Origin of the sequence: Maribacter polysaccharolyticus, assembly GCF_028882255.1 — a bacterium.
Taxonomy (GTDB): Bacteria; Bacteroidota; Bacteroidia; order Flavobacteriales; family Flavobacteriaceae; genus Maribacter_A; species Maribacter_A polysaccharolyticus.
In genome coordinates, this window is record NZ_JARBUY010000001.1 from 1,202,963 (window position 1) to 1,228,836 (window position 25,874).

Here is a 25,874-nt window from a genome sequence, read left to right on the forward strand (position 1 = left end):
AAACCAACAGCTTTGGAACGTTTCGGGGTGAAATAGGTTAAATAATCCCAGGGAACAGTTTTGTCCACACCCCCTGCAATATCAATATGATCGGGAAAGGGTTTTACTTTTACCCCATTTAAATTGCCCCAACACAGGCGTTAAAACCCATGTTTTGCCATTGACAATGTGTTCATAAACATGGTCATTGCCGCAATTGGAAAACAACTCCTTTTGTATCCTTAAATTATTCAATAGCTTTGCCGCTCTAAAGAGATAAGAATGAAAGATACCGCACTTACCAAAACCCACGAAGCCCTAGGGGCTAAAATGGTGCCATTCGCAGGGTACAACATGCCTGTTTCCTATGAAGGCGTTACCATTGAACACGAAACCGTCAGAAACGGGGTCGGAGTTTTTGATGTATCCCATATGGGTGAATTCCTTATCGAAGGTCCGAATGCCTTATCACTTATACAGAAAATCACCTCAAACGATGCCTCGAAACTTAGTATTGGCAAGGCCCAATACAGTTGCCTACCCAATGAAACCGGTGGCATTATCGATGATTTGATCGTATACCGTATTAAGGAAGAAACCTACCTGTTAGTGGTCAACGCTTCAAACATAGAGAAAGATTGGAACCACATCTCAAAATACAATGAAGACTTCAAGGCCGGGATGAAAGATCTTTCAGGGGATTATTCCCTTTTGGCCATACAAGGCCCTAAAGCCGTTGAAGCCATGCAAAGTTTAACATCAGTGGATTTAAACAGCATCAAATTCTACAATTTCGTTGTCGGGGATTTTGCGGGTGTGGATCATGTTATTATATCCGCTACGGGATATACCGGTTCCGGTGGTTTTGAAATCTATTGCAAGAATAGTGAAGCAAAACAAGTATGGGATAGGGTTTTTGAGGCAGGAGCCGATTTCGGTATCAAGCCCATAGGTTTGGCAGCAAGGGACACCTTGCGATTGGAAATGGGATATTGTTTATATGGAAATGATATTACCGACGAAACCTCTCCATTTGAGGCCGGTTTGGGCTGGATCACAAAATTCAACAAGGATTTTGTAAACAGTGAAGCCCTCGAAAAAGAAAAAGAACTTGGTCCCAAAAGGAAGCTTGTTGGCTTTGAATTGGATGAACGCGGTATTCCCAGACACGGATACGATATTGTGGATGCGGAAGGAAAAACCATTGGCGAAGTCACCTCGGGAACCATGTCCCCTTCATTGGGCAAAGGAATCGGTATGGGCTATGTTCCCACCCGATATTCCGAAGCAGGTAACAAGATCTTTATTCAAATACGAAAGAAAGCCGTAGCGGCGACAATAGTCAAACTGCCTTTTTATAAAAATAAATGATCGATTACCAGCACATCATAAACACGATACATTCCGAATTGAAAGGTGTTGAGGATAAAGGGAACGTCGCCTCCTACATTCCGGAATTGGCGAAAATAGACCCCAATAAACTGGGTATCCATCTTACGGATTCCATTGGGAACCATTATTCGGCCGGTAATGCCGATGAACTATTTTCCATCCAAAGTATCTCAAAAGTCCTTAGCCTCTCCCAATGTTTTGCCATGCTCGGGAATTCCATTTGGGAACGGGTGGATGTTGAACCCTCTGGTGACCCTTTCAATCATTTATCGCTTTTGGAATTTGAAAACGGTATCCCCAGGAATCCACTTATAAATGCAGGTGCCTTGGTTGTAGCCGATATGCTGGTATCCCACCTAGAAAACCCCAAGGAAGACTTCCTGGATTTTATCCGTCGGTTAACGGATGATGATACTATTGGTTTTAATGAAAAGGTGGCCAATTCAGAAAAGGAAACGGGTTATACCAATATTGCCGCAGCCAATCTGCTTAAATCCTATGGGAACCTGAAGAACGATGTTGACGAGGTACTTGATTTTTATTTCCACCAGTGCTCCATTGAAATGAACTGCAGGCAACTGGCCAATGCATTCTATATGTTCATGAACAACGGAAAGTGCCAAAAAGGAAAAAAATACTTGGATATTACCCAAGTAAAGCGAATAAATGCCCTGATGTTGACTTGTGGATTCTACGACGAGGCCGGCGAATTTGCCTTTGAGGTCGGATTGCCCGGAAAAAGTGGAGTTGGTGGTGGTATCGCCGCAGTGCTACCCAACAATTTTTCGGTAGTCACGTGGTCTCCCGGTTTGAACAAAAAAGGAAATTCCAAACTTGGAATGCAAGCCCTGGAGAAACTTACCACAAAAACCACCCAATCAATTTTTTAGAAGTTGGATTCAAAAAAGATTCTCATATTAGGTGCAAGCGGTTTTTTAGGCAATGCCTTTTATCGGGAACTTCGCTCTTATTTTGATACCTATGGCACCTATAATGCTGCCCGAAGGACTTTTGAAAGCAACCAACAGTTTCTTAAATACGATCAGGAGAGCGATGACATTTTTCAGGTTTTGGAAAAGGTACGGCCCCAAATAATAATTTCTGCCGTACGGGGAAACTTCGCTTCCCAGATACAAAGCCACCAACATTTGGTAGAATACGTAGCCGAACACAATTGCAAGATTATCTTCCTATCTTCCGCGAATGTTTTCGACGCCTATAGCAAATACCCTTCCTACGAAAATGACAAAACCCTTTCGGAAAGTATTTATGGCAGGTTAAAGATCAAGATCGAAAATATGATCATGAGGCTACCTATCCACAAATACGCAATTCTTAGGGTACCCATGGTTTTTGGCAATACTTCCCCACGAATCAAAGAAATCAAAAAACTGATTTGGAATAACGAACCCATAGAGGTTTTTCCCAATTTGATAATGAATGTGACCCATGACGATAAACTGTCACAGCAATTACATTTTCTGATCAATCGGGATAAAAGCGGTATTTTCCATTTAGGAAGCAATGATTTGGTGCACCATGAGGATTTTATCAAGGAAGTGGTAGAACGCATAGGGGAATTCAACCCGATCTACAAAAGGGTCTATACCACAAATGAGGATCGTTATTTGGCCGTACTTGCCAAAACCAATAAACTTCCCAAGAACCTACAAACCACCTATCAGGACATCATTGACCATCATCTTTTGAAATAATGTCCCCTTTATATCATTTGCTTTTATAACTTTGATAAAAACGACGTTATGGCAAAGCTCAGTGAAATCGAAATCCGACAACAACTTAAAGCATTGAAAGGCTGGGAATATATTGACGGTGCGATACAGACCACTTTCGAATTCAAGAATTTCAAGGAAACCTTTTCGATAATGACCCGCATTGCTTTTGAATGTGAGGCCCAAAACCACCATCCCGATTGGAGTAATGTGTATAACACCCTGACCATTCGGTTGAACACGCACGATGCCGGGGGGGTCACCCTAAAAGATTTTAAATTGGCCCAGAGCATTGAGGAAATTATTGAAAGCGAATAAGGATACACTACCCAAAGCGACATTTTCGAGTTTCGTAAAGGCCTTGAATATTTAGGTAACTTCGCCTAAATCAAAAACTTGGAACCCTGATCGCAATCCTTATCGGGATACACCTCCATCGATGTTTTCACCCATGAACTTATACTTGGCCAAAGCATCGTAATACTCCTAAATTTTCTTAAATTTACAGCCGTTAAAATATTTCATACATCAAATTATGGGAAGAGCTTTTGAATTCAGGAAGGCACGTAAAATGAAAAGATGGTCCGCTATGTCCAAAGCGTTCACACGTATAGGCAAAGACATTGTTATGGCCGTAAAGGAAGGTGGTCCTGACCCTGATTCCAATTCAAGGCTTAGAGCGGTAATTCAGAATGCCAAATCGGTGAATATGCCCAAGGACAATATCGAAAGGGCCATTAAAAGGGCCACCGATAAAAGTCTTGGGGATTATAAAGAAGTATTGTTCGAAGGTTACGCCCCTCATGGAATTGCCATTTTAATCGAAACCGCCACGGACAACAATACCAGGACCGTAGCGAATATCCGTAGTTATTTCAACAAATGCAATGGCAGCCTAGGCACCTCCGGATCGGTGGAATTCATGTTCGACCACACCTGTAATTTCAGGATCAATGCGGAAGGAATAGACCCCGAGGAACTCGAGCTGGAAATGATCGATTTTGGGGCCGAAGAGGTTTTTGTCGACGATGATGGCATTTTGATCTACGCACCTTTTGAAAGTTTTGGCGCCATTCAAAAAGAATTGGAACGTAAGGAAGTAGAGATATTGTCTTCAGGTTTCGAGCGCATTCCACAAGTGACCAAGAAACTTAACGAAGAGGAAGTGGCCGATGTGGAAAAATTATTGGAAAAAATCGAAGAGGACGATGATGTCCAGAACGTCTACCATACCATGGAGGAATAAACACACCTGCCCCACAAGGGTTACCTAAATTTACTTCCCGCTTTTAGTAGAACATACCCGGACAATACCCCGGAAACTTATCTTTTTACCTTGTCTTATTTTACCCTGATTGACGCAAGTCATTTAGAATAACCCTTTGCGCGGTTATTTTTAGCTAGGTCATTTAGGTAACATGGCCAACTATGTTCATCAACAAATTTAAAAATCATGAAAAACACATTGAAAACATTGGCTTTCTTCACGACACTTATCCTATTTGCGTTTATTTCCTGTGGGGAAGATGGTTCGGACCCGCTCGTAAAAGAGGGAGGACCATTTGCAATCAGTGAATTGGCCGGGAATTGGGAGGCTACTTCGGCATCTTTTACCAGTGATAGCGACAACACAAATGTGGACCTTATTGGCGATGGCGGATCATCATCCATATCCGTACAAAGCAACGGCAGATTTACATTGACCATAGAACCTGCCGATCGTTCCGCATTCACTTTGAGTGGGGAAATGTTCTGGGAAAAATGGGAAGGGGATTATTATTTCGCTATCGCATGGGATGATTATCCCGGGGATTGGGACAGCTATGGAGCAATCCTTTCCGGGGACACCTTCTCAATAAATGGAGGTGTCGATACCGGGGCATATGATTTTGACGATGATGGCACTTTCGAATCGGCCAGTATCAGTTTTACCTTCGTTAAGGTATAGGTACAAGCCGGAATCCGGCCATTCATGTTCACAAGTAGGTCATGTTCCTGAGGAAACCATCCAAAAAATATCCATAACGTAATTGTAGTACATAAAATCCAAGCTGTCAACATCAAAAATCAACATCCATGGAAAATGGACACTTGGATCATACGAACGAAGCCACCATCCCCGTTCGTTAAAACTTAGTAAATCTTAGTACAATAGCATATTATTTTTAAATTGCACCTTTTAAGACAAAATTGAAATAACAATGCTCGATTATGCTATAATTTAACTACTACATTGGATAATTAAGAGCTGATTAAACTTTTAGCCGTAAATATGAATATTCCCCCCAATTCATACTGTGCTTATTGTGATTCGTTACACACACCTTACCATGACAACAATTATTGTTCGCTTCATGGATACGAATACAACAAGGCATTTGGTAATGCATTTTACATCAAAACGGATCGACTGGAATCCGCAGACCATCACTCCAGATATACCATAAGGGCCGTCCTAAAAGGTTATCAACACTATATGGTAAACAATGAAGACATACTCCTGAACCAAAACAGGTTTTTGGTTCTTCAGGAAAATCAAGTGTTTTCTACCAAAATCGAATCCCACTACCCCACAGAAGCGGTAGTAATAGCTTATGGTACCGAGGATCTTAGAGCAATTTTGGAAAGTCTGGACACCTCTTTGAAAGATCTATTGGATAACACCCAGGGAAATTCCATTTGGGATGTGGAGTTATTGCCCAACAGCTATGAAATGTCCGATGAACTCAACCAACTTTTAATTCATTTGGCCCATGCCATTCAAATTGGTATTAAAAATGAAATGTATTATGAGGAAATGAGGTTTAACATCTTGAAGGATGTATACAGGAACCATCTGAAAATTGAAGAAAAGCTACAACACCTATCAGCAAAAAAAGATTCCACCAAAATGGAATTGTACAAGAGACTGCATAGATCCAAGGATTTTATGATGTCCCATTTAAACCAAAAACTGCATCTTGACCAAATAAGTGCACAAGCCTCCATGTCCCCTTATCATTTTTTAAGGAGTTTTAAGGAAGTTTTTGATTGTACCCCCCTACAGTTTATGGCCACCGAGCGTTTATCCGTAGCCAAGGATTTGATAATAAATTCGGATATGCCCATTTCCCACATTATCGCTGAAGTAGGTTATGACCACCCTAGCTCTTTTTCCAGGGCCTTTAAAAAGAAATACGGATTGAGCCCACTAAACTTACGTTCAAGATAGAAATAACTTCCCCAAACACCCCTTTCAAAACCTTAATATAAATTTCACAATTTTTTAACACAAAAATATTCGATAATACATTCTTTGTGCTTTTTAAAATGAATACAATAAATCCTTTCTCTTAAAATAGCATTAAAAGCACACACTTCGATTTATATTCTAGGTAGTTTAGATTTTTACTTAGTTCAATATTTTTTAACATTTCTGGCATTGAATTGGATTGTTCGACCCTACCCATGACCTAAACCCATATGGAAGTAGGAAATTCCACCTAGATCAGACGATCTCACTTCAATCTCCAAGATGCGGAAATATGGACTAAGAAAGATTTTCAAGTAAACCAACCTAATTAAAACAAAAGATTATGAGGAAAATGTTATCAGTATTACTGATATTTGGAGCCCTTGGCTTTGCCTACGGCCAGTCGATCACAGTGACCGGTAAAGTGGTTTCTTCCGACGACGGTTTAGGGGTCATTGGGGCCACCGTACTCGTTAAGGGAGGAACAACAGGAACCACAACGGACTTTGACGGAAACTATTCCATCAATGCGGATTCCAAAGGTGTATTGGTATTCCAGTACATGGGATTCAGCTCTTTGGAAGTTCCCATTAACGGTCAAAGTACCCTAAACGTAACTATGGAACCTACGGTGCAAACGTTAGGGGAAATCGTTGTTGTGGGTTATGGCCAACAGAAGAAAGAAGCCCTAACCGGTGCCATTGCCGAAATGGACAATTCCAGGATAGAGCAAGTCCCTGTCGCTTCTTTTGAACAAACCCTTCAGGGAAATATGTCTGGGGTTCAATCTAGCGGAGGCGATGGTGCTCCAGGTTCCAATTCACAGATCAGGATCAGGGGGATCGGATCCATTTCAGCATCCAGCGAACCGCTTTATGTTATAGACGGCGCCATTGTTACCGCCGGTAGTTTCGCAGGTCTTAATGATAATGGCGATCGCAGTACCAATATCATGTCTACCTTAAACCCTAACGATATAGAAAGTATCTCGGTTCTAAAAGATGCCTCCGCAACGGCAATTTATGGTGCCAGGGGTGCCAATGGGGTAATATTGATTACCACCAAAAGAGGAAAAACGGGAAAACCAAAAATCCAATTGGGTATTCAAACAGGATTCAACTCCGTTGCATCCAATAAATTATTGAAACCTTTAACAGGGGAGCAGTATAAAGACCTTTACATTTCCGGTTACACCGTCAACGGATCCATGACCTATGAGGAGGCCGAAGCGCAACTTATAGATACTTTTATCGACATGTACGACCCGGAAACAGGGGAAATGATCAGTACAGACTGGTTGGATGCCGTTACCCGAACAGGTTTAAACCAATCATACAATTTAGGGGTTTCCGGAGCAACGGAAAATGTCAGATACTATGTTTCCGGCTCTTATTTCGATCAGGAAAGCCATTTGATCGGGACCGAATTCAAGCGTCTATCATCTAGAGCGAATATTGATGTGAAAATCAATGAAAATATTACGTTGACCAATAACCTTACCGTTTCCCAAACCAAACAATTGGGTACCGTAGATGGTTCCGCCTGGGCCAACCCCCTGTACAATGCGTATTTATTATCCCCATTAATTCCAATTAAAGATGAAAATGGGAACTATTACGGAGAACACAAAAACTATTTCCCCATGGGGGGTAACAACCCTGTCGGTAGCCTAAGTGGTGATGATACCCGTGAAACTTCACAACTACGTTTGTTGGACAACATTGCCCTATCTGTTAAATTCTTACAGGATTTTACGTTCCGTTCACAATGGAACTTCGATATTTTCCAAGTGGATGAATACCAATATTATAATGCCAATTATGGTAATGGCCGTAATGTAGGTGGATATGCACAAGAAAATACCATTCAGAATTCCAACTGGTTGGGAACCCAAACATTGAGTTACAGCAAAACTTTCGGAGATCACCACTTTGATGCCTTAATTGGGTACGAGGCCCAAGAAAACAATTACAAGACCGTATACGCCTATGGGGAAAATTTCCCAAATGACAAAGTACGGAATTTGGCGAGTGCCTCAAGCTCTTATGACACTTCATCTTCCAGATCCAGTTACTCGTTTGTTTCCCTATTATCCAGGGCAAACTATGATTACAACAATAAATATTTCCTTTCTGCCAGTATCCGAAGGGACGGTTCTTCTAGATTTGGGGCCGATAGCCGATGGGGTACGTTCTACTCTGTGGGTGCAGGTTGGTCTATTCACAAGGAAGACTTTATGGAAGATATCTCTTTTATAAACAACCTGAAACTTAGAGGTTCTTACGGTAAGACAGGTAACGCCGAAATAGACAACTTTATCTCAAGGGGACTTTATGATTACTCCAATACCTATGATGGTCTTCCAGGGGGATCCCCTTATCAACTTGCAAATCCCGAACTTACATGGGAAAGCCAGACGAACTATAACATTGGTTTGGATTTTACGCTCCTCAACAACAGATTGGGCGGTTCTATAGAGTATTTCAATAAAAATTCAACCGATCTTCTATTGGATGTACCCGTATCCAGGATCACCGGTTTTGAAAACTATACCCAAAACTACGGGGAAATGGTGAACAATGGATGGGAGGCATCCATAAACGGTAGGATCTTACAAACCGATGATTTTTCATGGGATGCAGGATTCAACATCACTTTCTTGAAAAACGAGATCACCAAACTTCAAAGCGATTATACCGATGGCACCAAAAGGAGGGCTGAAGGACATGACTTTCAATCGTTTTATCTTTACGAATGGGCCGGTGTAGATCAGTCCAATGGTGATCCCTTATGGTACACGGACGAGACCAGGTCGGTAACTACCAATGATATCTCCGATGCCGAACGATTTTTTATAGGTAAAAGTGCCACCCCCGATTTTTATGGTGGTTTCAACAGTACGTTCTCCTACAAAGGATTCTCTTTGGATGGTCAATTCTCTTATTCTTGGAACCAGTATATATACGACTCCAATGAACGTTTCATTCAAGGTGACGGCGCCCTTACTCCAAGAAGTACCACGACTTATATTTATGAGAACCGCTGGCTACCTGGATCTACCGATGCCGAAACCCCCTTGTTCTATTGGGGAAACAACAGTGGAAGTAATACGGCCAACACTTCTAGATGGTTACACGATGCCTCTTATATCAGGTTGAGAAACCTAACGTTTGCCTACAACTTTGATAGCGATATCACCTCTAAGCTAGGCCTAAGTATGCTAAGGGTATATGCTAGGGGAACCAACCTATTGACCATTACACGTGACCCGGACCTGTATATTGACCCTGAACAAGGTATCAATGGTATATCCCAAGGACTTACCCCTGCTATTAAATCCATAACCCTTGGATTAGATCTTGAATTTTAAAAAAACAAATGATGAAGAATATATATACAAAGATTTTATTGGGGTTAATGTTAATAACCTCGTTTTCTTGCTCAGAAAGCTTTTTGGAAATCGACCCGGAACAGCAGGTAGCAACAGAAGATGCAATTACATCTGTTGACGATCTTGAATCATCGATAGTCGGTGTTTACGATATTATGTCGGACAATGATTACTATGGCCGCTATTTTGTAATGATCCCCGATGTAATGTCTGATGATGTAAAACAAAATAGCCAAGCCAACCGGATCAAGAACTATGCAGAGTATGTGGTAACAACTGATGACGCCCAGGCCGAAGACTTATGGGTTCGTGGTTATGAGGCCATCAATGCCGCCAATACCGTAATCCACTCCGATTTGGAATTAACCGGTGATGATGCCGATACTCGGGACATCCTGGTAGGAACGGCATATGCCCTTCGCGGTTTGGTATTTTTTGACATGGTTCGCTTATTCGGCCAACATTACACCTACACTTCGGATGCCAGCCATTTCGGCATACCTTTGCCTTTGGAATCTCCCGAGGCTACGGCCCAAATGGAAAGGAGTACCGTTGCCGAGGTTTATGCACAAGTGATCAGCGACATGACCACCGCTATTTCTTTAATGGATGATTCAACACTTTCAGGAACTACCTCAACCCTATCAGCCAACGCTGTAAAAGCCCTACTTTCCAGGGTATACCTGTATATGGAGGACTGGTCAAATGCTGAAGCAATGGCAACAGAAGTTATAGACAGTGGGGATTATACCTTATTAACGAATGCCGCCTATGCCGATTCCTTTGCATTGGATGCCAACGGCGAAACCATTTTTGAGTTTGTATATACCGATAGTGACCATTTTGGTTCGGAATCTGTAGCAGGTCTGTATTTGAGCAACTATTATGGAGACTACCTTCCTTCTGCCGATGTATTGGATTTGATCCCTGATGGCGATGCAAGGAACGACCTTTACATCGTTGATGATGGTCTGACCGGTGATTACGCACCCTTCCGTGTAAACAAATACCCTATAGCGGCGACAAGTACAAAAGTCATCAGACTGTCTGAAATTTATCTTATACGGGCCGAGGCAAGAGCAGAACTTGGTGACGATTCTGGGGCACAAGATGATGTCAACACCATAAAAACCCGTGGATTACCTTCTGCCACTTTAATTACCTCTACGGGGGATGAACTTAAAGAAGCCATCGCTACCGAGCGCCGTATAGAATTGGCTTTTGAAGGACAACGCATTTGGGATTTGACCAGAAACAAAGAAGGGGTCGAAAGAACCCAATGTACTTCTTCGGTATGTACGGTCTCTTACCCCAACGATTACTTCGTATTGCCCATACCACAAGCGGAGTTGGACGTGAACACCGAAATAACCCCCAACCCAGGTTATTGATGTGATACCCACCAAAGCGAAAATTGCTTACGGTTGATACTATAAAATGGTCATCATTCTTTTTTAGGGTGATGACCATTTTCTTTTAAATTAAAATCATAAGTGTCAGCTTTAGGCTATTGATACTATAAAAAACAAACCTCCACTAAAATTCGATCCGCAAAAAAAACTTTCGGAATCCTTTTCCTCAGTTTCTCCTTGGTCGCCCAAGAGATAAAAAAAACCAATGTCGGTCATTGACTTCCTTAATATCCCAGCAGTATCGAGTCCACGATTATCGCCGAACGGAAAGCAAATTGTGTACACCCTTTCAGAAAGTGATTGGGATGCCAATAAACAAGTGGAGCATCTATGGATCGAGAACCTTGAAAAGGGAACCTCCGATCAATTCAAGAATGATTAAGAAGGAAAATCCACACCAATATGGCCCCCTATGGGTATCGGATCGGTTTCTTGACAAAAAGAGGGGATGAAGAAACTACCCAACGCTATTTGATATCCCCACGGGTGGGGAAGCCCCAATCGGTTGCTTCACTTTTTTATGAACGAAAATCACCGTACTACCATCCATGATCCCTAGCCTACTCGACAAACCATCATTTTGGTTGCCAATGAATCAACCGACCCTACAAAGGCCCAGCTATTTCACTGACTCCCCTATCGACCGGAATGGGTTTTATATCGTTACGGTTTACGTATAAGCCGGGATTTTACCGGTAACACCTTTGAAGAATGCCTTATAGGTCTTGAAATCATCTTCAATATTCCCGGAAGGAAAATAGGGTTTTGAAAACTTCACCTGTTTCCCACCGTAATCAAAGGCCACTAGAATAATGGGTACATGGGTAGCCTTGGCTATATAGTAAAACCCTGTTTTCCAATTTTCAACCTTTTTACGGGTTCCTTCAGGGGAGAGGGCCAACCTGAAAACTTCCTTTTCCCCGAAAATTCCGGCTATCGCGGAAACGGTGTCACTGCTTTTCGATCGATCTATGGGAGCGCCCCCCATCCACCTGAAATACCAGCCAAATGGTGGTTTAAAGAGACTTTTCTTGGCGATGAAATTCATGTCCTTATTAATGACCCTTCGAACCAAGAGTCCCAAAAAAAAGTCGACCCAACTGGTATGGGGTACAACGACCAACAGGCATTTCTTAACATCGGGAAATTCCCCCACGATCTTCCAACCGAGTAACCTGAAATAAATAAACTTAGCGAGTGTATGCATAAATGGACGGCCTTAGATCTTTTCGTAGATCGATTTCAACTTGGACGGGGTGATGGTTTTTTTCCACTCCTTTCCCAGGGCATTTTCCCATAAGGGCTCCATTCCCAAAGCAACGGAAATCATGATATCCAATTCACCCTGTGATAAATCGGCACAAATGCCCATCGGGAGTTCTATTTTATGTTTCTCCTGCATACGCTTGAACAGGGCCACCCCTTCCGGATAAAACTCTTCCAAGTGATTGAAAACGATACAATTCCCTATTCCGTGCTTTACCCCTAATAAATAGGAGAGTCCGTAACTCATCGCGTGTGCAACACCGACCTGGGAATATGCGATACTCATGCCCCCATGCCAAGAGGCCATCATTAACTTATCACGGGATTCGGCTTCAGGCAAATCCCCTAAAAACACTTCCTTGCAGAGCTGAAAGGCCTTTTCCCCATAACTCTGGCTAAAGGCATTCAAAAAGGTACCGTTCAACGATTCCACACAATGGATAAAACAATCCATCCCCGTGTAAAACCATTGCTCTTTGGATACCCCAATGGTTAAATCGGGATCAAGAACGACCTGGTCAAAGGTGGTATAATCCGAATTGATCCCCAACTTCTTTTCAGGTCCCAAAAGGACCGTGGTCCGGGAAACCTCGGCTCCCGTGCCACTAATGGTAGGTATGCCCACATGGTAGATCGATGGTCGTTTGACCAAATCCCAACCTTGATATTCATAGGTACTGCCTTCATTGTTCATCATTATGGAAACGGCCTTTGCCAGATCCATGACCGTACCCCCTCCTATGCCCACGATTCCGGACGGAACCTCAGCATAATCTTCCCGGATCTTTTGTACAAGGGCATCGACCTGATGGGTCTTTGGTTCTTCATCGGCCGATATTAAGACAATGCGATCGTTAAGAATGGCAGGAATGCGATCCACCAACGCCTTGCCTTCAAAAACATCGTCCACCAAAAAAATAAACGGAGCTTCGGAATTTTTCCTTTTGGCCATTAAAATCGTCCCCAACTGATCAAAACTTCCTTTTCCGAAAACCACACGCGGTACCATGGGGAAGTTCTTATATTCCACTTTTTCTTCAGTAGGCGTATTTTTTTTAATACGCGTGTCCTTTAACTCCATAGTATTAATTCAAATAGTTTAGGATATCCTTAATCCTATTTATTTTCAGATACTTATAATCCCCGTTCTCGATAGACACCTGTTCGTGTATCCAGGTCGTATGAAAAGGGACATGTACTGCCTTTGCCCCAATGTTCAGTAAGGGCAATACATCCGATTTAAGGGAATTTCCGATCATCAGGAATTCATCGACGTCTATTTCCAAATGCTCCAATAGGTTCTTATAATTCTGTTCTTTCTTATCACTCAATACTTCCACATGGTGAAAATACCTTGAAAGACCCGACCTTTCCAACTTTCGCTCTTGATCCAATAAATCCCCTTTGGTCAACACGATCAAACGATATTTATGGTTCAAGGCTTTTAGGACCTCTTTTACCCCGTCCAATAATTCCACGGGATGGGAGATCATGTCCTTACCTAGATTCAGGATCTTTTGAATCGTTGCTTGCGAAACCTTATTATTCGAGAGTTCGAGGGCCGATTCGATCATCGAAAGCATAAAACCCTTTATACCATACCCGTAGAGTTCCAAATTGTCCATCTCCTTTTTAAAGAGTTCTTGGTCGATTTTATTTTTGGTCTCGAAACCTTCCAATAATTCGGCGAACAGTTCCTCGGTATCCCGGAAATACGTTTCGTTTACCCAAAGGGTATCATCGGCATCGAAGCCAATTACTTTTATGTTACTGAAATCTATTTCCATGCTGCTTGGGCCTTTTTTAAATCCTCAGGGGTATCTATTTCTATTCCGGTGACATGCGTTTCGACCATTTTTATCTTTTTGCCGTATTCCAAATATCGGATGGCCTCTATCTTTTCCTTGGCTTCCAAAGGCAACATGGGCAATCGCTGAAAGTCCATCAAAGCACTTTTACGAAAAGCATAAATCCCTTTGTGTTTGTAATAGATATCCTCGATGGACTTATCCCTTGGATAAGGTATTGGTGACCTTGAAAAATATAGGGCAAAATTACGATTATCGACAATAACCTTCACGGTATTCGGATTGCTGATTTCGTCCCAATCATGGATTTTCACCATTAAGGACGCCAAATCTATTTCCTTGGAAACATCATCTTGGAAAACCTTCAAAACACTTGCCAAACTTTCACGATCCGTAAAGGGTTCATCCCCTTGCACATTGACGATAATATCCACATCCATGTGGGTTACGGCCTCCGCAATACGGTCACTGCCACAATCATGCTCTTTAAGGCTCATGATCGCCTTACCCCCTGCATTCACAATGGCATCAAAAATCACCTTACTATCGGTAACGACATAGACCTCATCGAAAAGTTTTGTATTTATCGCCGCCTCATAGGTTCGTACAATAACGGGTTTACCCGATAGATCCTGCATTAATTTGGCAGGGAATCTTGATGCCGCATAACGTGCGGGTATCATTGCTATAATTTTCACTTTCTTCGCTTTAAGTTATTGATTAAGATTTTATCCTTGGTCTGAGTTTACGGTAAATCGTAAAGACGAAAACCAAAATGGCTATGACCAAAATAACGGCCAGGACAGGAGCAAAAATCGATGCCGTGGAGACCACCACGGCAGCTCCTGTTTCTACTGTGGAGACCAACGGGTTCGCCAACCCCCCGGTCGTTGCGGTCGAGGCCAAACGCGAGGAAGCTCCGGCCCCTTTTATGGCGGTGGCCGTTCCCCCACCGGCTATGATCGCCAACGACCAGGTAACCACAGGGTCTAAATTTGCCACGGTGGATACCATTACCGCAGTACCCGCTATTGCGGCCAACGGTATGGCGATACTATCCAAAAGATTATCTACCCACGGAATAAAATAACCGAACAGCTCTGTTAGAGTGGCGATACCTAGGGTTATCAAGGCAGGCATACTCCCGATCCATTCCCAATTATCATTCAAATCCCAAACCCCGAAATAAGCGGCAAGGCTAAGGGCGAACAAAGGTAGGAACACGCGAAATCCTACCGATGCCGCTAGACCTATACCCAAAAATATACTGATTATCGTCTCAGAGTCCATTTCTTATACTTTACACTAAAATAGGTTATTCCGAATCAAGAAAAAAATCGGACTTGAAGCCTATGAGATATAGTTTTTTCTTTGCCCTTGTGACGGCAGTGTACAACCAGCGCAGATATTCCTTGTCTACCCCGTTCGGCAAATAGGGTTGTTCCACAAAGACGGTATCCCACTGTCCACCCTGTGACTTATGACAGGTAATCGCATAAGAGAACTTTACCTGCAACGCATTGAAATATTTATTGTTCTTTACTCCGAGAAACTTTTTATATTTTGATTTTTCATGGGCATAATCCTTCATCACTTCCTGGTATAACCGGTTACCGTCTTCATAGGACAAGGAAGGGGTTTCCGCCTTGATCGTATCCAACAACAACACGGTCTCGAACGGTTGCTGGTTTGGATAATCGACCATTTTCACTTTAACCTCGGCAAATTTGAAACCGTACAATTCCTTGATCGAAAAGATCTCGAGAACCTCGATAATATCACCATTGGCGATAAACCCAGCCTCGGAGGTGGGCTTTAACCAAAAATAATTATTCTTTACCACCATCATATAATCCCCAACGGCAAGATCATTCTCCAAATACAGAATTCGACTACGTATGTTCTCGTTATAAAGGTTGGCCCGTTTATTGGATCGTACGATGATGGTCGTTTCTTCTTTTCCGTTTTCAGAATAAGAAGCATCGATGGCCTCCTGTATCTCATAACCATCGACCAACCTAACAATATCGGAATAGGCATCAACATCGAATTTGAATCCGTCAAAAAAGGTTCCGGCCAGCTGCTCCCTGAGAAGGGTTGCATTAACCAAAATACCTGAATCCCGGGTTTGACGTACCACCTCATCGAGCTCAAGCTTGGTCACTTCCTTATTATAGTTGAGTTCCAACTTACCTTCGTCCAAAGCCGGACTCAGGTCTAAACGCACGGGGGGCAATTGGGCCGTGTCCCCGATCAAAATCAATTTGCAATTATGACCTGAATACACGAACATCATTAAATCGTCCAAAAGGGAACCGTTCTCAAAAAGTTTTGAATCTGCCGGGGTATCCGGGATCATCGAAGCCTCATCAACAATGAAAATAGTATTCCTATGTTTATTGGGCGCCAGTACGAACTGCACCCCTCCCCCCGATTGTTTTTTGGGAAAATAAATCTTCCTATGTATGGTAAAAGCCTGAGTATTGGAATAGTTCGACATCACCTTCGCCGCCCTTCCCGTTGGAGCCATCAATACCGCTTTCATGGTCGTTCGCCATAAATTGCTTACCAAAGTCCCGACAATGGTCGTCTTCCCGGTTCCGGCAAACCCTTTCAATAAAAACAACCGTTCTTTTTCCTTCGAAAGCACAAACCCCGACAATTGTTCCAAAGCAACGGCCTGTTTTGGTGTAGGATCATGCGGAAATTTTTCCTTTAACGTAGAAAAGTAAGAAGAGACGGTAAGGGCTTTCATAGGATCCAAAGATAATCATGATAATCGGGCAAACATATACTTACCCCATTTATCTCGGAAAAACACCCCCTGAAACAGCCCCCATCCGGCTCCCTACCCATTACATTTCAAAAGGTTAAGGAACACCCCTCATTTCATCGCCCAATAGCCCTCTTAACGGGCATTCGTATAATTTTCTTAAACCTTAATAATTACCGCAATAAAATATTAGGCAGTTTGTAAAAAAATTGTAGATTTGTGGGAACCACTAAATCAAAAAATAACATTTAAGAAATGAAGACCATAATACAAATTGTACTTTGGATTGCTTGTATCGGATTAGCATACCTAATTTATAGTTCTGTTACAGGACCCATCGAATTCAAAAAGGTAAAACAAGAGCGTTTTGCGAAAGTCGTTGCCAAGTTAAAGGATATACGTAATGCACAGGAAGCCTACAAAACAGCTAATGGAACGTATGCGAACGACTTCAATAGTCTTATAAAATTCGTTGACACAGGAAAGTATACAATTACCCAACAAAGGGATTCTTCTTATATGGAGATGGATAAGACTTACGGTATTGAACTTCTAAAGGAAATCAAAATCATCGATACCTTGGGATTTGTTTCCGTTAAGGATTCACTTTTCAAAAATGACGATCGTTATAAAAGATTAATGGACGTGCCTTATGGCCAAGGCGATGCCAAATTCGAAATGAAAGCGGCTATCATCGACAAAGGCGGATACAAGGCACCTGTTTTTGAAGCCAAAGTCAAGAAAGACGTAGTACTATATGACCAACCTGCGGACTTATTAGCGAGAGAGAATGCACAAGTTAGTGTTGAAGAGGTAAATGGGCCTGTTATCAAAGTTGGTTCATTGGATCAAGTGAGCACTAGTGGAAACTGGCCTCCTATCTATGACAAAAAAGAAGATCTTTAATACAGGGGATATCCCATTGGAAAAATTCAATAAACTGTCCATTCAAGTTAGCTTGAATGGACTTTCTTTTTGTGTACTTGACACAATTTCCAAGGTTATCATAACCTCGGACCGGGTAGATTTTGACCTGACCCAAAATCCCTTTGAACTCCAGAGTAATTTAAAAGCCTTATTGGAAAAGCATCACCTACACCAAACCACCTTTTCCGAGGTAACCGTCGTGCATAACAACGGACTCTTCAGTTTTGTTCCCAAATCGATGTTCGATGAGAAAGAATTGGCCAATTATTTAAAACTGAATGCCAAGATATTCGCCAATGACCATATGGCCTACGATGTATTGGAGAACTATGATATCGTAAACACCTACGTCCCCTTCGTGAACATCAACAACTATATTTTCGAATTGTTCGGGGAGTTTGAATACAAACACAATGGTACGGTTTTGGTTGAGGCATTATTAAATAATTCGGGCCTGACAAAAGAACCGGTTTGCTATGTTTATGTAGACCGCCGACAAATGGGCATTACCGTAATTTCCCAAAAAAAACTACAACTCCATAATAGTTTTACCTATACGACCAAAGAGGATTTTATCTATTATTTACTCTTTACCATGGAGCAGTTAAAACTGGACACGGAAACCACAAAGCTTAAATTGTTCGGTAACATAGAAGAGGATGATGAAATTTACAAACTTTGTTACAGCTATATTAAGGATATCACCATCTTCATTCCTTCTGCACAATCTTATCCCATGCCCGATACCGACAAAGACACCATAGATTTCACCTTAATCAGCGCTTTATAATGCGAATAATTTCCGGATCCCATAAAGGTAAAAGAATAATGGCCCCAAAGAAGTTGCCGGTACGCCCGACTACTGATATGGCCAAGGAAGCACTGTTCAATATCCTGAACAATACCTATTATTTTGAAGACCTTACCATTCTGGATTTATTTGCCGGGACAGGGAATATCAGTTTTGAGTTCGCCTCACGGGGTACGACCGATTTGGTTGCCGTCGATGCTGATTTCGGATGTATAAGGTTTATCGATAAAATATCGAAAGAACTCGATTTTGGGATTTCGACAGTGAAAAGTGATGTTTTCCAATTTTTAGGGAAGACCGTGATCAAAGCAGACATCATTTTCGCAGACCCCCCCTATGATTTCCCTATAGAGGAATTTGCCAAATTACCGGAGTTGGTTTTCAAAAATGAACTCCTCAATGAAGACGGAATACTGATCGTAGAACATTCAAAACATACCGACCTATCCCACTTGAACCACTTTCACAAGAACAGAAGGTACGGTGGAAGTATTTTCAGTTTTTTTAAAAGAACAGGGGATTCAAGTTAGTCCATACGACCACAAAAAAAACGTATATAATGGAATTCCCGACATTGCGTCAAAATCCATTTCGATGCTAGGGTGCACCAATGGGTATTTTGATACCCTATGACTATTATACTAGGGCATTTTGAAAAAAAGCAGGTCATAAGCCGGATTCTGTATGGCTATAAAAGCCCTCCTTATCATTTATCTGGACCTTTGGTTACCCAAAGGCTCTAACCGCCTACCCTTCAGCTCGGACGTGCAGCCCTCAAACACTGATTTACATGACGTTTCACCGTATAGAGTTTACCTGATTTCACTACAGCCTTACCTGTACATTCTTTCTGTTGCACTTGTCCGTCCCCGCTAGTAGCGGGGAGACGGGTGTTACCCGCTATACTGCACTATGGTGTCCGGACTTTCCTACCTGACGACAACCGCCAGATCGATAAGGTGACCTGCTCGGTGCAAATTTACTTCAATTGTTGATAAAAAAGTGTTTAATCCATCTTAAATAAAGTGTTGTAAACCCCGCTATTTTTATATTTGTAAAATAGCCATGGCAAAACAAAATGCCTTAAAAGACTAGAGAATTGGAGCCATTTATTGTATCAGCACGTAAATATAGACCGCAAACCTTCAAGGATGTTGTTGGGCAACAGGCTATAACCAATACTTTACTCAATGCCATCGAGAACAACCACCTGGCCCAAGCCCTATTATTCTGTGGACCCAGAGGGGTCGGCAAGACCACTTGTGCCCGGATTTTGGCCAAACAGATCAATCAAGACGGTACAGAACGGGAAGATGAGGACTTCGCTTTCAATATTTTTGAGCTCGATGCGGCTTCGAACAATTCGGTAGACGACATAAGGAACTTGATCGATCAAGTCCGTATTCCACCCCAAGTCGGTAAATATAAAGTATATATCATCGATGAGGTACATATGCTTTCACAATCGGCATTCAATGCCTTTTTAAAGACTTTGGAAGAGCCTCCCAAACACGCCATTTTCATATTGGCCACTACGGAGAAACACAAAATCATCCCGACCATCCTATCACGTTGTCAAATATTTGATTTTAAACGCATTACGGTCAAAGATGCTGCTGCTTACCTAAAATACATAGCAGAAAACCAAGGTATTGAGGCAGATGATGATGCACTGCACATCATAGCCCAGAAAGCGGACGGTGCCATGCGTGACGCCCTTTCCATTTTTGATAGGGTCGTAAGTTTTTCCGGGAATAACCTGACCCGTAAGGCGGTTACCGAGAATTTGAACGTCTTGGATTATGACACTTATTTTACGGCCACTGACTTTATCATAAAACACGATATTCCAGGTTTATTACTCTTATTCAACAAAACGTTATCCCTAGGTTTTGATGGCCACCATTTTATAGCCGGACTTGCCTCCCATTTTAGGGATCTAATGGTCTGCAAACACGAACAGACCATTGAATTACTCGAAGTTGGTGAGAGTGCCAAAAAAAATTACCTGGAACAATCACGGTTAACTTCCAATAGCTTTTTACTGCAGGCCTTGAACATTGCCAACGATTGTGACCTAAAATACAAAACCAGCAAAAACCAAAGGCTCTTGGTTGAGCTTTCACTTATGAAATTGGCGTCCATTGACTTTGGAGCTGAAAAAAAAAACCCTGAATCCGTCGCTTTAGCGAATGGGACCGTCGAATTCATAGCGCCCGCCGCATTTTACAAAAACACGGGGACACCCCCTACCGATGTACCTGAAATCCGTAAGGAAATTGCCCAAACCAACGATTCCCTTGCACCGAACATTTCGCAAACAGGATCGGAACCACCAACAAAACAGAAAGTTACCGTAGGATCAACCAACATCGAAGAATCAAAAGATCCCCAGTCGGTACACCCGGAAACAGAGGAAACCACAGTTGCCGCACCCCCTCTGGACATCAAACTTAAAAAGAAGCGCATATCGGGTCTTTCCATATCAAGTCTTAAAGTAAAAAAACAACATGAAATAAATAAAATAGATGTTGTTATTGATGAAAACGACCTACCAAGAGAGGCTTTTACCGAAGAGGAAATGCAAAGGCATTGGAATGATTTCGTAAAAAAAATAGAAAATGATGGCCGTAAATTATTGGCTTCCAGTTTAAGTACCGATATTCCCAAACTGACCAATGAAAATACCATTTGGATAGAACTCCCCAATGACACCATGAAAAAAGAGGTAGAACGCGAGAAATACGACCTTATGGAGTATTTGCGAACGAACCTCAACAATCATTTCATTACCCTGAAAATCACGGTGAATGAGCAGGTGTCGAAAAAATTCGCATTCACGCCGGAAGAAAAATATGAAAAACTCAGGGAAAAGAATCCGGCCATAGACCTACTTCGCAAAACATTTGACCTGGATCTTTGATTTTTCCCTATTCTTGATCGAACTGCCAAAAAGCTTCCTCTAAAAATATTTAACACCGATCAATTCGATAAATTTAAACGGCTAATTTTGAATCGGAGGGTTTACCTACTATTTTTGAATGACAAAAAAACACCAAATATGCTCGGCTTAAAATTACCTACAGATCCTAGATGGGTCGATATCGTGGAAAAGAACATCGATGAAATCCTTACCGACCATGCCTATTGTGAACAAAAAGCGGCCAGTACGGCCATTTCGTTGATCGTATCCTTTCCTGAATACACAGAACTGGTTGAGGAAATGGTGGCCCTCTCCCGAGAGGAAATGGGGCATTTTAAGATGGTACACGATCGTATCGTAGCCAGGGGACAGACTTTAGGCAGGGATAGAAAAGACCTTTATGTCGTGGCATTGATGAAATTTTTCCCCAAGGGCGGTAGCCGTACCGATCAGTTGGTGCATCGTTTATTATACGCTGCTTTGATAGAAGCCAGAAGCTGCGAGCGATTTCGATTGTTATCGGAAGAATTACAGGATAAGGATTTGGCCTCGTTTTACCATAAACTCATGGTTAGCGAAGCAGGACATTATACCATGTTCCTGAAATTTGCGCGCCAATATGGTAATCTGGAAGCGGTAAACCAAAAATGGCAGGATCTTTTGGAGTATGAAGCCCAAATCATGAAAGACTTAGGCAAGAATGAAACCGTCCACGGGTAACAACCGCATGGGAACGCCTTTATTTTGATTCCCCAAAATAGAGGCTTTTTATGATTCCGTCGGATAACCCTATTTTGGGAACATATATTTTTTTGGCACCACTCCACTTGGTGGCCATTAAAAAAATACGGGTTGCCGGAATGATCACATCGGCACGATCCGTATTTAGGCCCAGTTCCGAAATCCTCTCCTCATAGCTTAAACTGCTCAGGAAATTATATTGCGCATTCAACCAAACATAAGACAGGTGCTGACCTTCCTTTCTTCCCGACATTTTATGCAGCTTATTGATATTACCCCCGGAACCAATAATGGAAATATGCTCGGTGTCGGCCGTATGAAGTTTTATCCAGTCCTCTAATTTTTTCCAAGTAGCCTCACCTACCATATTGTTCAATAGGCGTACCGTACCCAACTTAAAGGATTTCGAAGCCTTTATCTCACCTTCATCAAATAAAGTGAACTCCGTACTTCCACCACCAACATCGATATAGAGATAGGCTTGATCTTTCTGTATCAATTGTTTTAAATCCGTAGAAGCTATGATTTCGGCCTCGCGTTTCCCATCGATCAAATCGATTTTAATTCCCACTTCCCGACGGACCTTATCAATGATTTCCATACCATTGTTGGCCTCACGCATGGCCGAAGTCGCACAGGCCATATATTTTTCTACCCTATTTACTTCCATCAAAAGCTGAAAAGCCTTCATGGATTTAATGATACGTTCCGCATTCTCCTCGGATATCTCCCCAACGGTAAATGAATCCTCACCAAGGCGGACGGGCACCCGTACCAGTTCACTTTTGGTAAAAGTGGTTTTTTTTCCTTTTTCCTCAATGACATTGTTTATGAGGAGCCTAATGGCATTAGATCCTATATCTATTGCTGCGAATTTTAATACTTTCAACCTGTAAGGAATTATGAATTTAATTTATTCTTATAATAATCGTAAATCGCAAATTGGGATCGCACCTTGGGTTTATGGTTCTTCTTATAGGCATTGTCCTGTTTCGCCGAGAACATACGGGCCTTTACGTTATCGTTCCAAGAAATCTCAAAGGTATCGATCAACTCCTGTTTTACATCCCCATCATAGATGCGACACCCGACCTCTACCCTATTATCCAAGTTTCTGGTCATCCAATCCGCCGATGAAATATAAACCTTTGGGTCATCTTCATTACAAAAAATAAATACCCTTGGATGCTCCAAGAACTTATCGACCACACTTATGGCCTCGATATTCTCACTCATTCCCTTCACCCCAGGTATCAGGCAACAAATACCCCGGATGATCAATTGGATCTTTACACCGGCATTGCTCGCCTCATATAATTTATCGACCATTTTGTACGATGTAAAACTGTTCATTTTAATCTTTATATAGGCCTGTTTACCAGCTTTTGCATTCCTGATTTCTTTATCGACCAAAGAAATGAAATAGCTTTTCGTATAGTGGGGAGAAACCACCAAATGTTTGTATTTATTGATTTTATACGTAGTGGTAAAAAAGTCGAATACCTTGTTCAATTCCTTCAATATGGGCACATGTGCCGTAAAAAGGGTGTAATCGGTATAGATTTTTGCCGTTGATTCGTTAAAATTACCCGTGCTGATGAATCCGTACCGCTTTATTTTATCGCCTTCCTCCCTTTCGATCACACATATTTTACTATGTACCTTAAGCCCTGGGATACCAAAAATAAGCTTGACCCCTTCTGCCTGCAATTGTTCTGCATATTCTATATTCGCCTGCTCGTCAAAACGCGCCCTTAGCTCGATCTGCATGGTAACCTGTTTCCCGTTCTTTACTGCATTGACCAATGAAGCTGCCACTTGCGAATTTGACGCAAGACGATACACCGTGATCTTTATACTTCGCACCTTGGGATCCAAAGCGGCTTCCCTTAAAAATTTAATGACGTAATTGAAGGTGTGGTATGGGGTGTATTGCAAGTAATCCTTTTCTGCGATCTTTTCCAAAATACTCCCCTCCAAACTAAGTCCTTTTATTGGTAATGGTTCAATGGGATCATACATTAAATCCTTTCTTCCCAAACTGGGGAACCCCATATAGTCTCGCCGGTTATGGTATCTTCCCCCCGGGATCACACTGTCGGTTTCCTCCACATCCATTTTTTCCTTAAGAAATTCCAAGGTATCCTTACCAATGCGGTTATCGTATACAAAACGTACGGGATCACTGATTTTTCTACCCTCGACACTTTGGGATAGCTTTTCTATAAAACTCTTACTTAGATCACTATCAATATCCAACTCGGCATCACGGGTTATCTTTATCATATGTGCCGTGATCGATTCATAGGAAAACATCGTAAATATGTTGCGAAGGCAATAGCGAATCATGTCATCGAGTATGATGATATAATCCTTGCCATCGATTTTCGGCAACACGATAAACCGGTCTATACCTTTTGGGATTTCAATAAGTGCATATTTTACATTTTTCCTGTTCTTTTGGGCACCTTCTTCTGGAATCAATACCATCTTTACCGCCAGATAAGCCGCAGTGTCCTTAAGTGTAGGGAATTCGGTAAGATCATTGAGGATAATGGTCATCAATACCGGACTTACCTTTTGGGCGAAATATGATTTTACGAAATCTTCATGTTCAGGTTTGATTTGGGTCTCATCGACTAGAAAAATATTTTGGGTTTCGAGCTCCTTTCGTATCTGCCTTAAAACAGTGAGACTTTTGGCCTGTTGCTTGATGACGACATTGGTGATCTCTGCCAATAGGTCTTTCGCTATTTCCCCACCCAATTCACTTTTACCTGTCTTACCGGCTTGCACAATTCGTTTTACCGTAGCGTAACGCACTTTGAAGAATTCGTCCAAATTATTTGAAAAAATCCCTATAAACCTTAGACGTTCGATCAACGGTACATTTTTATCGGCACTTTCCTGAAGTACCCTTTCATTAAAACTCAACCAACTGATCTCACGGTTTATATATTGATTTTTGATCTTTATCATTATTTCAAGTATTTAGGGAAAACAGTATTGACGGTGGAACCCATTCCCAAGGCATTCCATTCATTTATTTCAAACTTCAAGTGAACCAGTCCACTGGTCGGTACGTTATCGATATATTGGTTTCCCAAACTATTTGCAAGATGGGTAAAAGCATGGTTATGGCCGAATACCATAACCGTATTCAAGGAATCATCCAGATTCCCGATAAATTGCAGGACATCGTCTCCCGAGAAATCGTAAAGCCCTTCGGCCAATTGGAATTGGTCAAAAGGCAAATTAAGGTTCCTTAAAAAAATCATACAGGTATGCAAAGCCCTTATGGCCGGACTCGAAAATACGGCATCGGGCATTATTCCCTTTTTCCTAAAGGCCCCGGCCACCAAATGACCATCTTTGATCCCTCTTTCCATAAGGGGACGATCCTTATCATTTACGGGATATTCCCATGAGGATTTACCGTGCCGAACCAATATTAACTGTTTCATCTACCTTTTCGATTTATTACGA

General features: G+C 41.9%; 24 protein-coding genes and 1 other RNA gene. 15 read left to right on the forward strand and 10 right to left on the reverse strand.

Features of this window, described 5'->3' with window-relative positions; all coding sequences use genetic code 11:
* Positions 1 to 261 precede the first annotated feature (261 nt).
* The 10 genes from gcvT (at position 262) to PHU20_RS05125 (ending at position 11,521) form a co-directional block, all read left to right on the forward strand.
* Positions 262 to 1,350, forward strand: a complete 1,089-nt coding sequence (gene gcvT, locus PHU20_RS05080; RefSeq protein WP_274824257.1) for a glycine cleavage system aminomethyltransferase GcvT — start codon at positions 262 to 264, stop codon at positions 1,348 to 1,350.
* Positions 1,347 to 2,261 carry a glutaminase gene (locus PHU20_RS05085; protein ID WP_274824258.1) on the forward strand — a complete coding sequence of 305 codons (915 nt, stop codon included), beginning with the start codon at positions 1,347 to 1,349 and terminating at the stop codon, positions 2,259 to 2,261. Before gcvT ends, PHU20_RS05085 begins: the two co-directional genes overlap by 4 nt.
* Before the next feature lie 3 nt (positions 2,262 to 2,264).
* On the forward strand, positions 2,265 to 3,086 hold the full coding sequence (locus PHU20_RS05090) for a sugar nucleotide-binding protein (protein ID WP_274824259.1): 822 nt from the start codon (positions 2,265 to 2,267) through the stop codon (positions 3,084 to 3,086).
* 48 nt (positions 3,087 to 3,134) lie between these two features.
* Entirely contained in the window at positions 3,135 to 3,422 is a 288-nt protein-coding gene (locus PHU20_RS05095) for a 4a-hydroxytetrahydrobiopterin dehydratase (protein WP_274824260.1), read from the forward strand.
* Between the two features lie 217 nt (positions 3,423 to 3,639).
* The gene (locus PHU20_RS05100) at positions 3,640 to 4,350 is read left to right on the forward strand and encodes a YebC/PmpR family DNA-binding transcriptional regulator (RefSeq protein WP_274824261.1); all 711 of its coding nucleotides are present in this window, start codon (positions 3,640 to 3,642) and stop codon (positions 4,348 to 4,350) included.
* Positions 4,351 to 4,557: 207 nt separating this feature from the next.
* Positions 4,558 to 5,052 carry a hypothetical protein gene (locus PHU20_RS05105; protein ID WP_274824262.1) on the forward strand — a complete coding sequence of 165 codons (495 nt, stop codon included), beginning with the start codon at positions 4,558 to 4,560 and terminating at the stop codon, positions 5,050 to 5,052.
* Positions 5,053 to 5,376: 324 nt separating this feature from the next.
* Positions 5,377 to 6,315, forward strand: coding sequence for a helix-turn-helix domain-containing protein (locus PHU20_RS05110; RefSeq protein WP_274824263.1), 939 nt, complete (start codon positions 5,377 to 5,379; stop codon positions 6,313 to 6,315).
* 364 nt (positions 6,316 to 6,679) lie between these two features.
* Positions 6,680 to 9,706, forward strand: a complete 3,027-nt coding sequence (locus tag PHU20_RS05115) for a SusC/RagA family TonB-linked outer membrane protein (protein WP_274824264.1) — start codon at positions 6,680 to 6,682, stop codon at positions 9,704 to 9,706.
* 8 nt (positions 9,707 to 9,714) lie between these two features.
* A complete protein-coding gene (locus tag PHU20_RS05120; protein ID WP_274824265.1) occupies positions 9,715 to 11,118 on the forward strand; it encodes a RagB/SusD family nutrient uptake outer membrane protein in 1,404 nt (467 codons plus the stop codon).
* Between the two features lie 226 nt (positions 11,119 to 11,344).
* On the forward strand, positions 11,345 to 11,521 hold the full coding sequence (locus tag PHU20_RS05125; RefSeq protein ID WP_274824266.1) for a hypothetical protein: 177 nt from the start codon (positions 11,345 to 11,347) through the stop codon (positions 11,519 to 11,521).
* A 288-nt stretch (positions 11,522 to 11,809) separates the two neighbouring features.
* Here the strand turns inward: PHU20_RS05125 and PHU20_RS05130 are convergent, their stop codons facing one another.
* The 6 genes from PHU20_RS05130 to PHU20_RS05155 are packed head-to-tail and all read right to left on the reverse strand — an operon-like array spanning position 11,810 to position 16,968.
* Positions 11,810 to 12,346 (reverse strand): 1-acyl-sn-glycerol-3-phosphate acyltransferase, encoded by a 537-nt coding sequence (locus PHU20_RS05130; protein ID WP_274824267.1) that lies wholly within the window; start codon positions 12,344 to 12,346, stop codon positions 11,810 to 11,812.
* A 12-nt stretch (positions 12,347 to 12,358) separates the two neighbouring features.
* A complete protein-coding gene (locus PHU20_RS05135) occupies positions 12,359 to 13,486 on the reverse strand; it encodes an iron-containing alcohol dehydrogenase family protein (RefSeq protein WP_274824268.1) in 1,128 nt (375 codons plus the stop codon).
* 4 nt (positions 13,487 to 13,490) lie between these two features.
* Positions 13,491 to 14,192, reverse strand: coding sequence for an HAD family hydrolase (locus PHU20_RS05140; RefSeq protein ID WP_274824269.1), 702 nt, complete (start codon positions 14,190 to 14,192; stop codon positions 13,491 to 13,493).
* Positions 14,183 to 14,896, reverse strand: coding sequence for a 3-deoxy-manno-octulosonate cytidylyltransferase (gene kdsB, locus PHU20_RS05145; protein ID WP_274824464.1), 714 nt, complete (start codon positions 14,894 to 14,896; stop codon positions 14,183 to 14,185). Before kdsB ends, PHU20_RS05140 begins: the two co-directional genes overlap by 10 nt.
* A 37-nt stretch (positions 14,897 to 14,933) precedes the next feature.
* A complete protein-coding gene (locus PHU20_RS05150; protein WP_274824270.1) occupies positions 14,934 to 15,503 on the reverse strand; it encodes a DUF4126 domain-containing protein in 570 nt (189 codons plus the stop codon).
* A 25-nt stretch (positions 15,504 to 15,528) separates the two neighbouring features.
* Positions 15,529 to 16,968, reverse strand: coding sequence for an ATP-dependent DNA helicase (locus PHU20_RS05155; protein WP_274824271.1), 1,440 nt, complete (start codon positions 16,966 to 16,968; stop codon positions 15,529 to 15,531).
* Between the two features lie 273 nt (positions 16,969 to 17,241).
* On the opposite strand from PHU20_RS05155, the gene PHU20_RS05160 reads away from it, so the two are divergent.
* From PHU20_RS05160 to PHU20_RS05170, 3 genes are read left to right on the forward strand one after another with little or no spacing between them, the layout of a single operon-like run.
* Positions 17,242 to 17,892, forward strand: coding sequence for a hypothetical protein (locus tag PHU20_RS05160; RefSeq protein WP_274824272.1), 651 nt, complete (start codon positions 17,242 to 17,244; stop codon positions 17,890 to 17,892).
* Positions 17,870 to 18,703 carry a DUF3822 family protein gene (locus PHU20_RS05165; RefSeq protein WP_274824273.1) on the forward strand — a complete coding sequence of 278 codons (834 nt, stop codon included), beginning with the start codon at positions 17,870 to 17,872 and terminating at the stop codon, positions 18,701 to 18,703. The genes PHU20_RS05160 and PHU20_RS05165 overlap by 23 nt, the downstream gene beginning before the upstream one ends.
* Entirely contained in the window at positions 18,703 to 19,254 is a 552-nt protein-coding gene (locus tag PHU20_RS05170; RefSeq protein ID WP_274824274.1) for an RsmD family RNA methyltransferase, read from the forward strand. The genes PHU20_RS05165 and PHU20_RS05170 overlap by 1 nt, the downstream gene beginning before the upstream one ends.
* Before the next feature lie 124 nt (positions 19,255 to 19,378).
* On the opposite strand, the gene rnpB is transcribed toward PHU20_RS05170, so the two are convergent.
* An RNA gene (rnpB, locus tag PHU20_RS05175) (RNase P RNA component class A) lies at positions 19,379 to 19,695 on the reverse strand.
* A 128-nt stretch (positions 19,696 to 19,823) separates the two neighbouring features.
* Here rnpB and PHU20_RS05180 point away from each other — a divergent pair.
* A complete protein-coding gene (locus PHU20_RS05180; protein WP_274824275.1) occupies positions 19,824 to 21,647 on the forward strand; it encodes a DNA polymerase III subunit gamma/tau in 1,824 nt (607 codons plus the stop codon).
* Between the two features lie 138 nt (positions 21,648 to 21,785).
* Complete coding sequence (locus PHU20_RS05185; protein ID WP_274824276.1) at positions 21,786 to 22,367, forward strand: MiaE family protein; 582 nt, start codon at positions 21,786 to 21,788, stop codon at positions 22,365 to 22,367.
* A 19-nt stretch (positions 22,368 to 22,386) separates the two neighbouring features.
* Here the strand turns inward: PHU20_RS05185 and PHU20_RS05190 are convergent, their stop codons facing one another.
* The 3 genes from PHU20_RS05190 to PHU20_RS05200 are packed head-to-tail and all read right to left on the reverse strand — an operon-like array spanning position 22,387 to position 25,852.
* On the reverse strand, positions 22,387 to 23,277 hold the full coding sequence (locus PHU20_RS05190) for a Ppx/GppA phosphatase family protein (RefSeq protein WP_274824277.1): 891 nt from the start codon (positions 23,275 to 23,277) through the stop codon (positions 22,387 to 22,389).
* Positions 23,278 to 23,288: 11 nt separating this feature from the next.
* The gene (ppk1, locus tag PHU20_RS05195) at positions 23,289 to 25,367 is read right to left on the reverse strand and encodes a polyphosphate kinase 1 (protein WP_274824278.1); all 2,079 of its coding nucleotides are present in this window, start codon (positions 25,365 to 25,367) and stop codon (positions 23,289 to 23,291) included.
* Entirely contained in the window at positions 25,367 to 25,852 is a 486-nt protein-coding gene (locus PHU20_RS05200) for a SixA phosphatase family protein (RefSeq protein WP_274824279.1), read from the reverse strand. Before PHU20_RS05200 ends, ppk1 begins: the two co-directional genes overlap by 1 nt.
* Positions 25,853 to 25,874: the final 22 nt, after the last annotated feature.

Excerpts from the sequence above, each read along its gene's own strand:
- PHU20_RS05105 (WP_274824262.1), top strand. The coding sequence starts at position 4,558 with ATGAAAAACACATTGAAAACATTGGCTTTCTTCACGACACTTATCCTA.
- PHU20_RS05185 (WP_274824276.1), top strand. The coding sequence starts at position 21,786 with ATGCTCGGCTTAAAATTACCTACAGATCCTAGATGGGTCGATATCGTG.
- kdsB (WP_274824464.1), bottom strand. The coding sequence starts at position 14,896 with ATGATACCCGCACGTTATGCGGCATCAAGATTCCCTGCCAAATTAATG.
- PHU20_RS05200 (WP_274824279.1), bottom strand. The coding sequence starts at position 25,852 with ATGAAACAGTTAATATTGGTTCGGCACGGTAAATCCTCATGGGAATAT.
- PHU20_RS05170 (WP_274824274.1), top strand. The coding sequence starts at position 18,703 with ATGCGAATAATTTCCGGATCCCATAAAGGTAAAAGAATAATGGCCCCA.
- gcvT (WP_274824257.1), top strand. The coding sequence starts at position 262 with ATGAAAGATACCGCACTTACCAAAACCCACGAAGCCCTAGGGGCTAAA.
- PHU20_RS05085 (WP_274824258.1), top strand. The coding sequence starts at position 1,347 with ATGATCGATTACCAGCACATCATAAACACGATACATTCCGAATTGAAA.
- PHU20_RS05120 (WP_274824265.1), top strand. The coding sequence starts at position 9,715 with ATGATGAAGAATATATATACAAAGATTTTATTGGGGTTAATGTTAATA.
- PHU20_RS05125 (WP_274824266.1), top strand. The coding sequence starts at position 11,345 with ATGTCGGTCATTGACTTCCTTAATATCCCAGCAGTATCGAGTCCACGA.
- PHU20_RS05165 (WP_274824273.1), top strand. The coding sequence starts at position 17,870 with ATGACAAAAAAGAAGATCTTTAATACAGGGGATATCCCATTGGAAAAA.
- PHU20_RS05140 (WP_274824269.1), bottom strand. The coding sequence starts at position 14,192 with ATGGAAATAGATTTCAGTAACATAAAAGTAATTGGCTTCGATGCCGAT.
- PHU20_RS05095 (WP_274824260.1), top strand. The coding sequence starts at position 3,135 with ATGGCAAAGCTCAGTGAAATCGAAATCCGACAACAACTTAAAGCATTG.
- PHU20_RS05110 (WP_274824263.1), top strand. The coding sequence starts at position 5,377 with ATGAATATTCCCCCCAATTCATACTGTGCTTATTGTGATTCGTTACAC.
- ppk1 (WP_274824278.1), bottom strand. The coding sequence starts at position 25,367 with ATGATAAAGATCAAAAATCAATATATAAACCGTGAGATCAGTTGGTTG.
- PHU20_RS05135 (WP_274824268.1), bottom strand. The coding sequence starts at position 13,486 with ATGGAGTTAAAGGACACGCGTATTAAAAAAAATACGCCTACTGAAGAA.
- PHU20_RS05130 (WP_274824267.1), bottom strand. The coding sequence starts at position 12,346 with ATGCATACACTCGCTAAGTTTATTTATTTCAGGTTACTCGGTTGGAAG.
- PHU20_RS05155 (WP_274824271.1), bottom strand. The coding sequence starts at position 16,968 with ATGAAAGCCCTTACCGTCTCTTCTTACTTTTCTACGTTAAAGGAAAAA.
- PHU20_RS05100 (WP_274824261.1), top strand. The coding sequence starts at position 3,640 with ATGGGAAGAGCTTTTGAATTCAGGAAGGCACGTAAAATGAAAAGATGG.
- PHU20_RS05160 (WP_274824272.1), top strand. The coding sequence starts at position 17,242 with ATGAAGACCATAATACAAATTGTACTTTGGATTGCTTGTATCGGATTA.
- PHU20_RS05115 (WP_274824264.1), top strand. The coding sequence starts at position 6,680 with ATGAGGAAAATGTTATCAGTATTACTGATATTTGGAGCCCTTGGCTTT.
- PHU20_RS05150 (WP_274824270.1), bottom strand. The coding sequence starts at position 15,503 with ATGGACTCTGAGACGATAATCAGTATATTTTTGGGTATAGGTCTAGCG.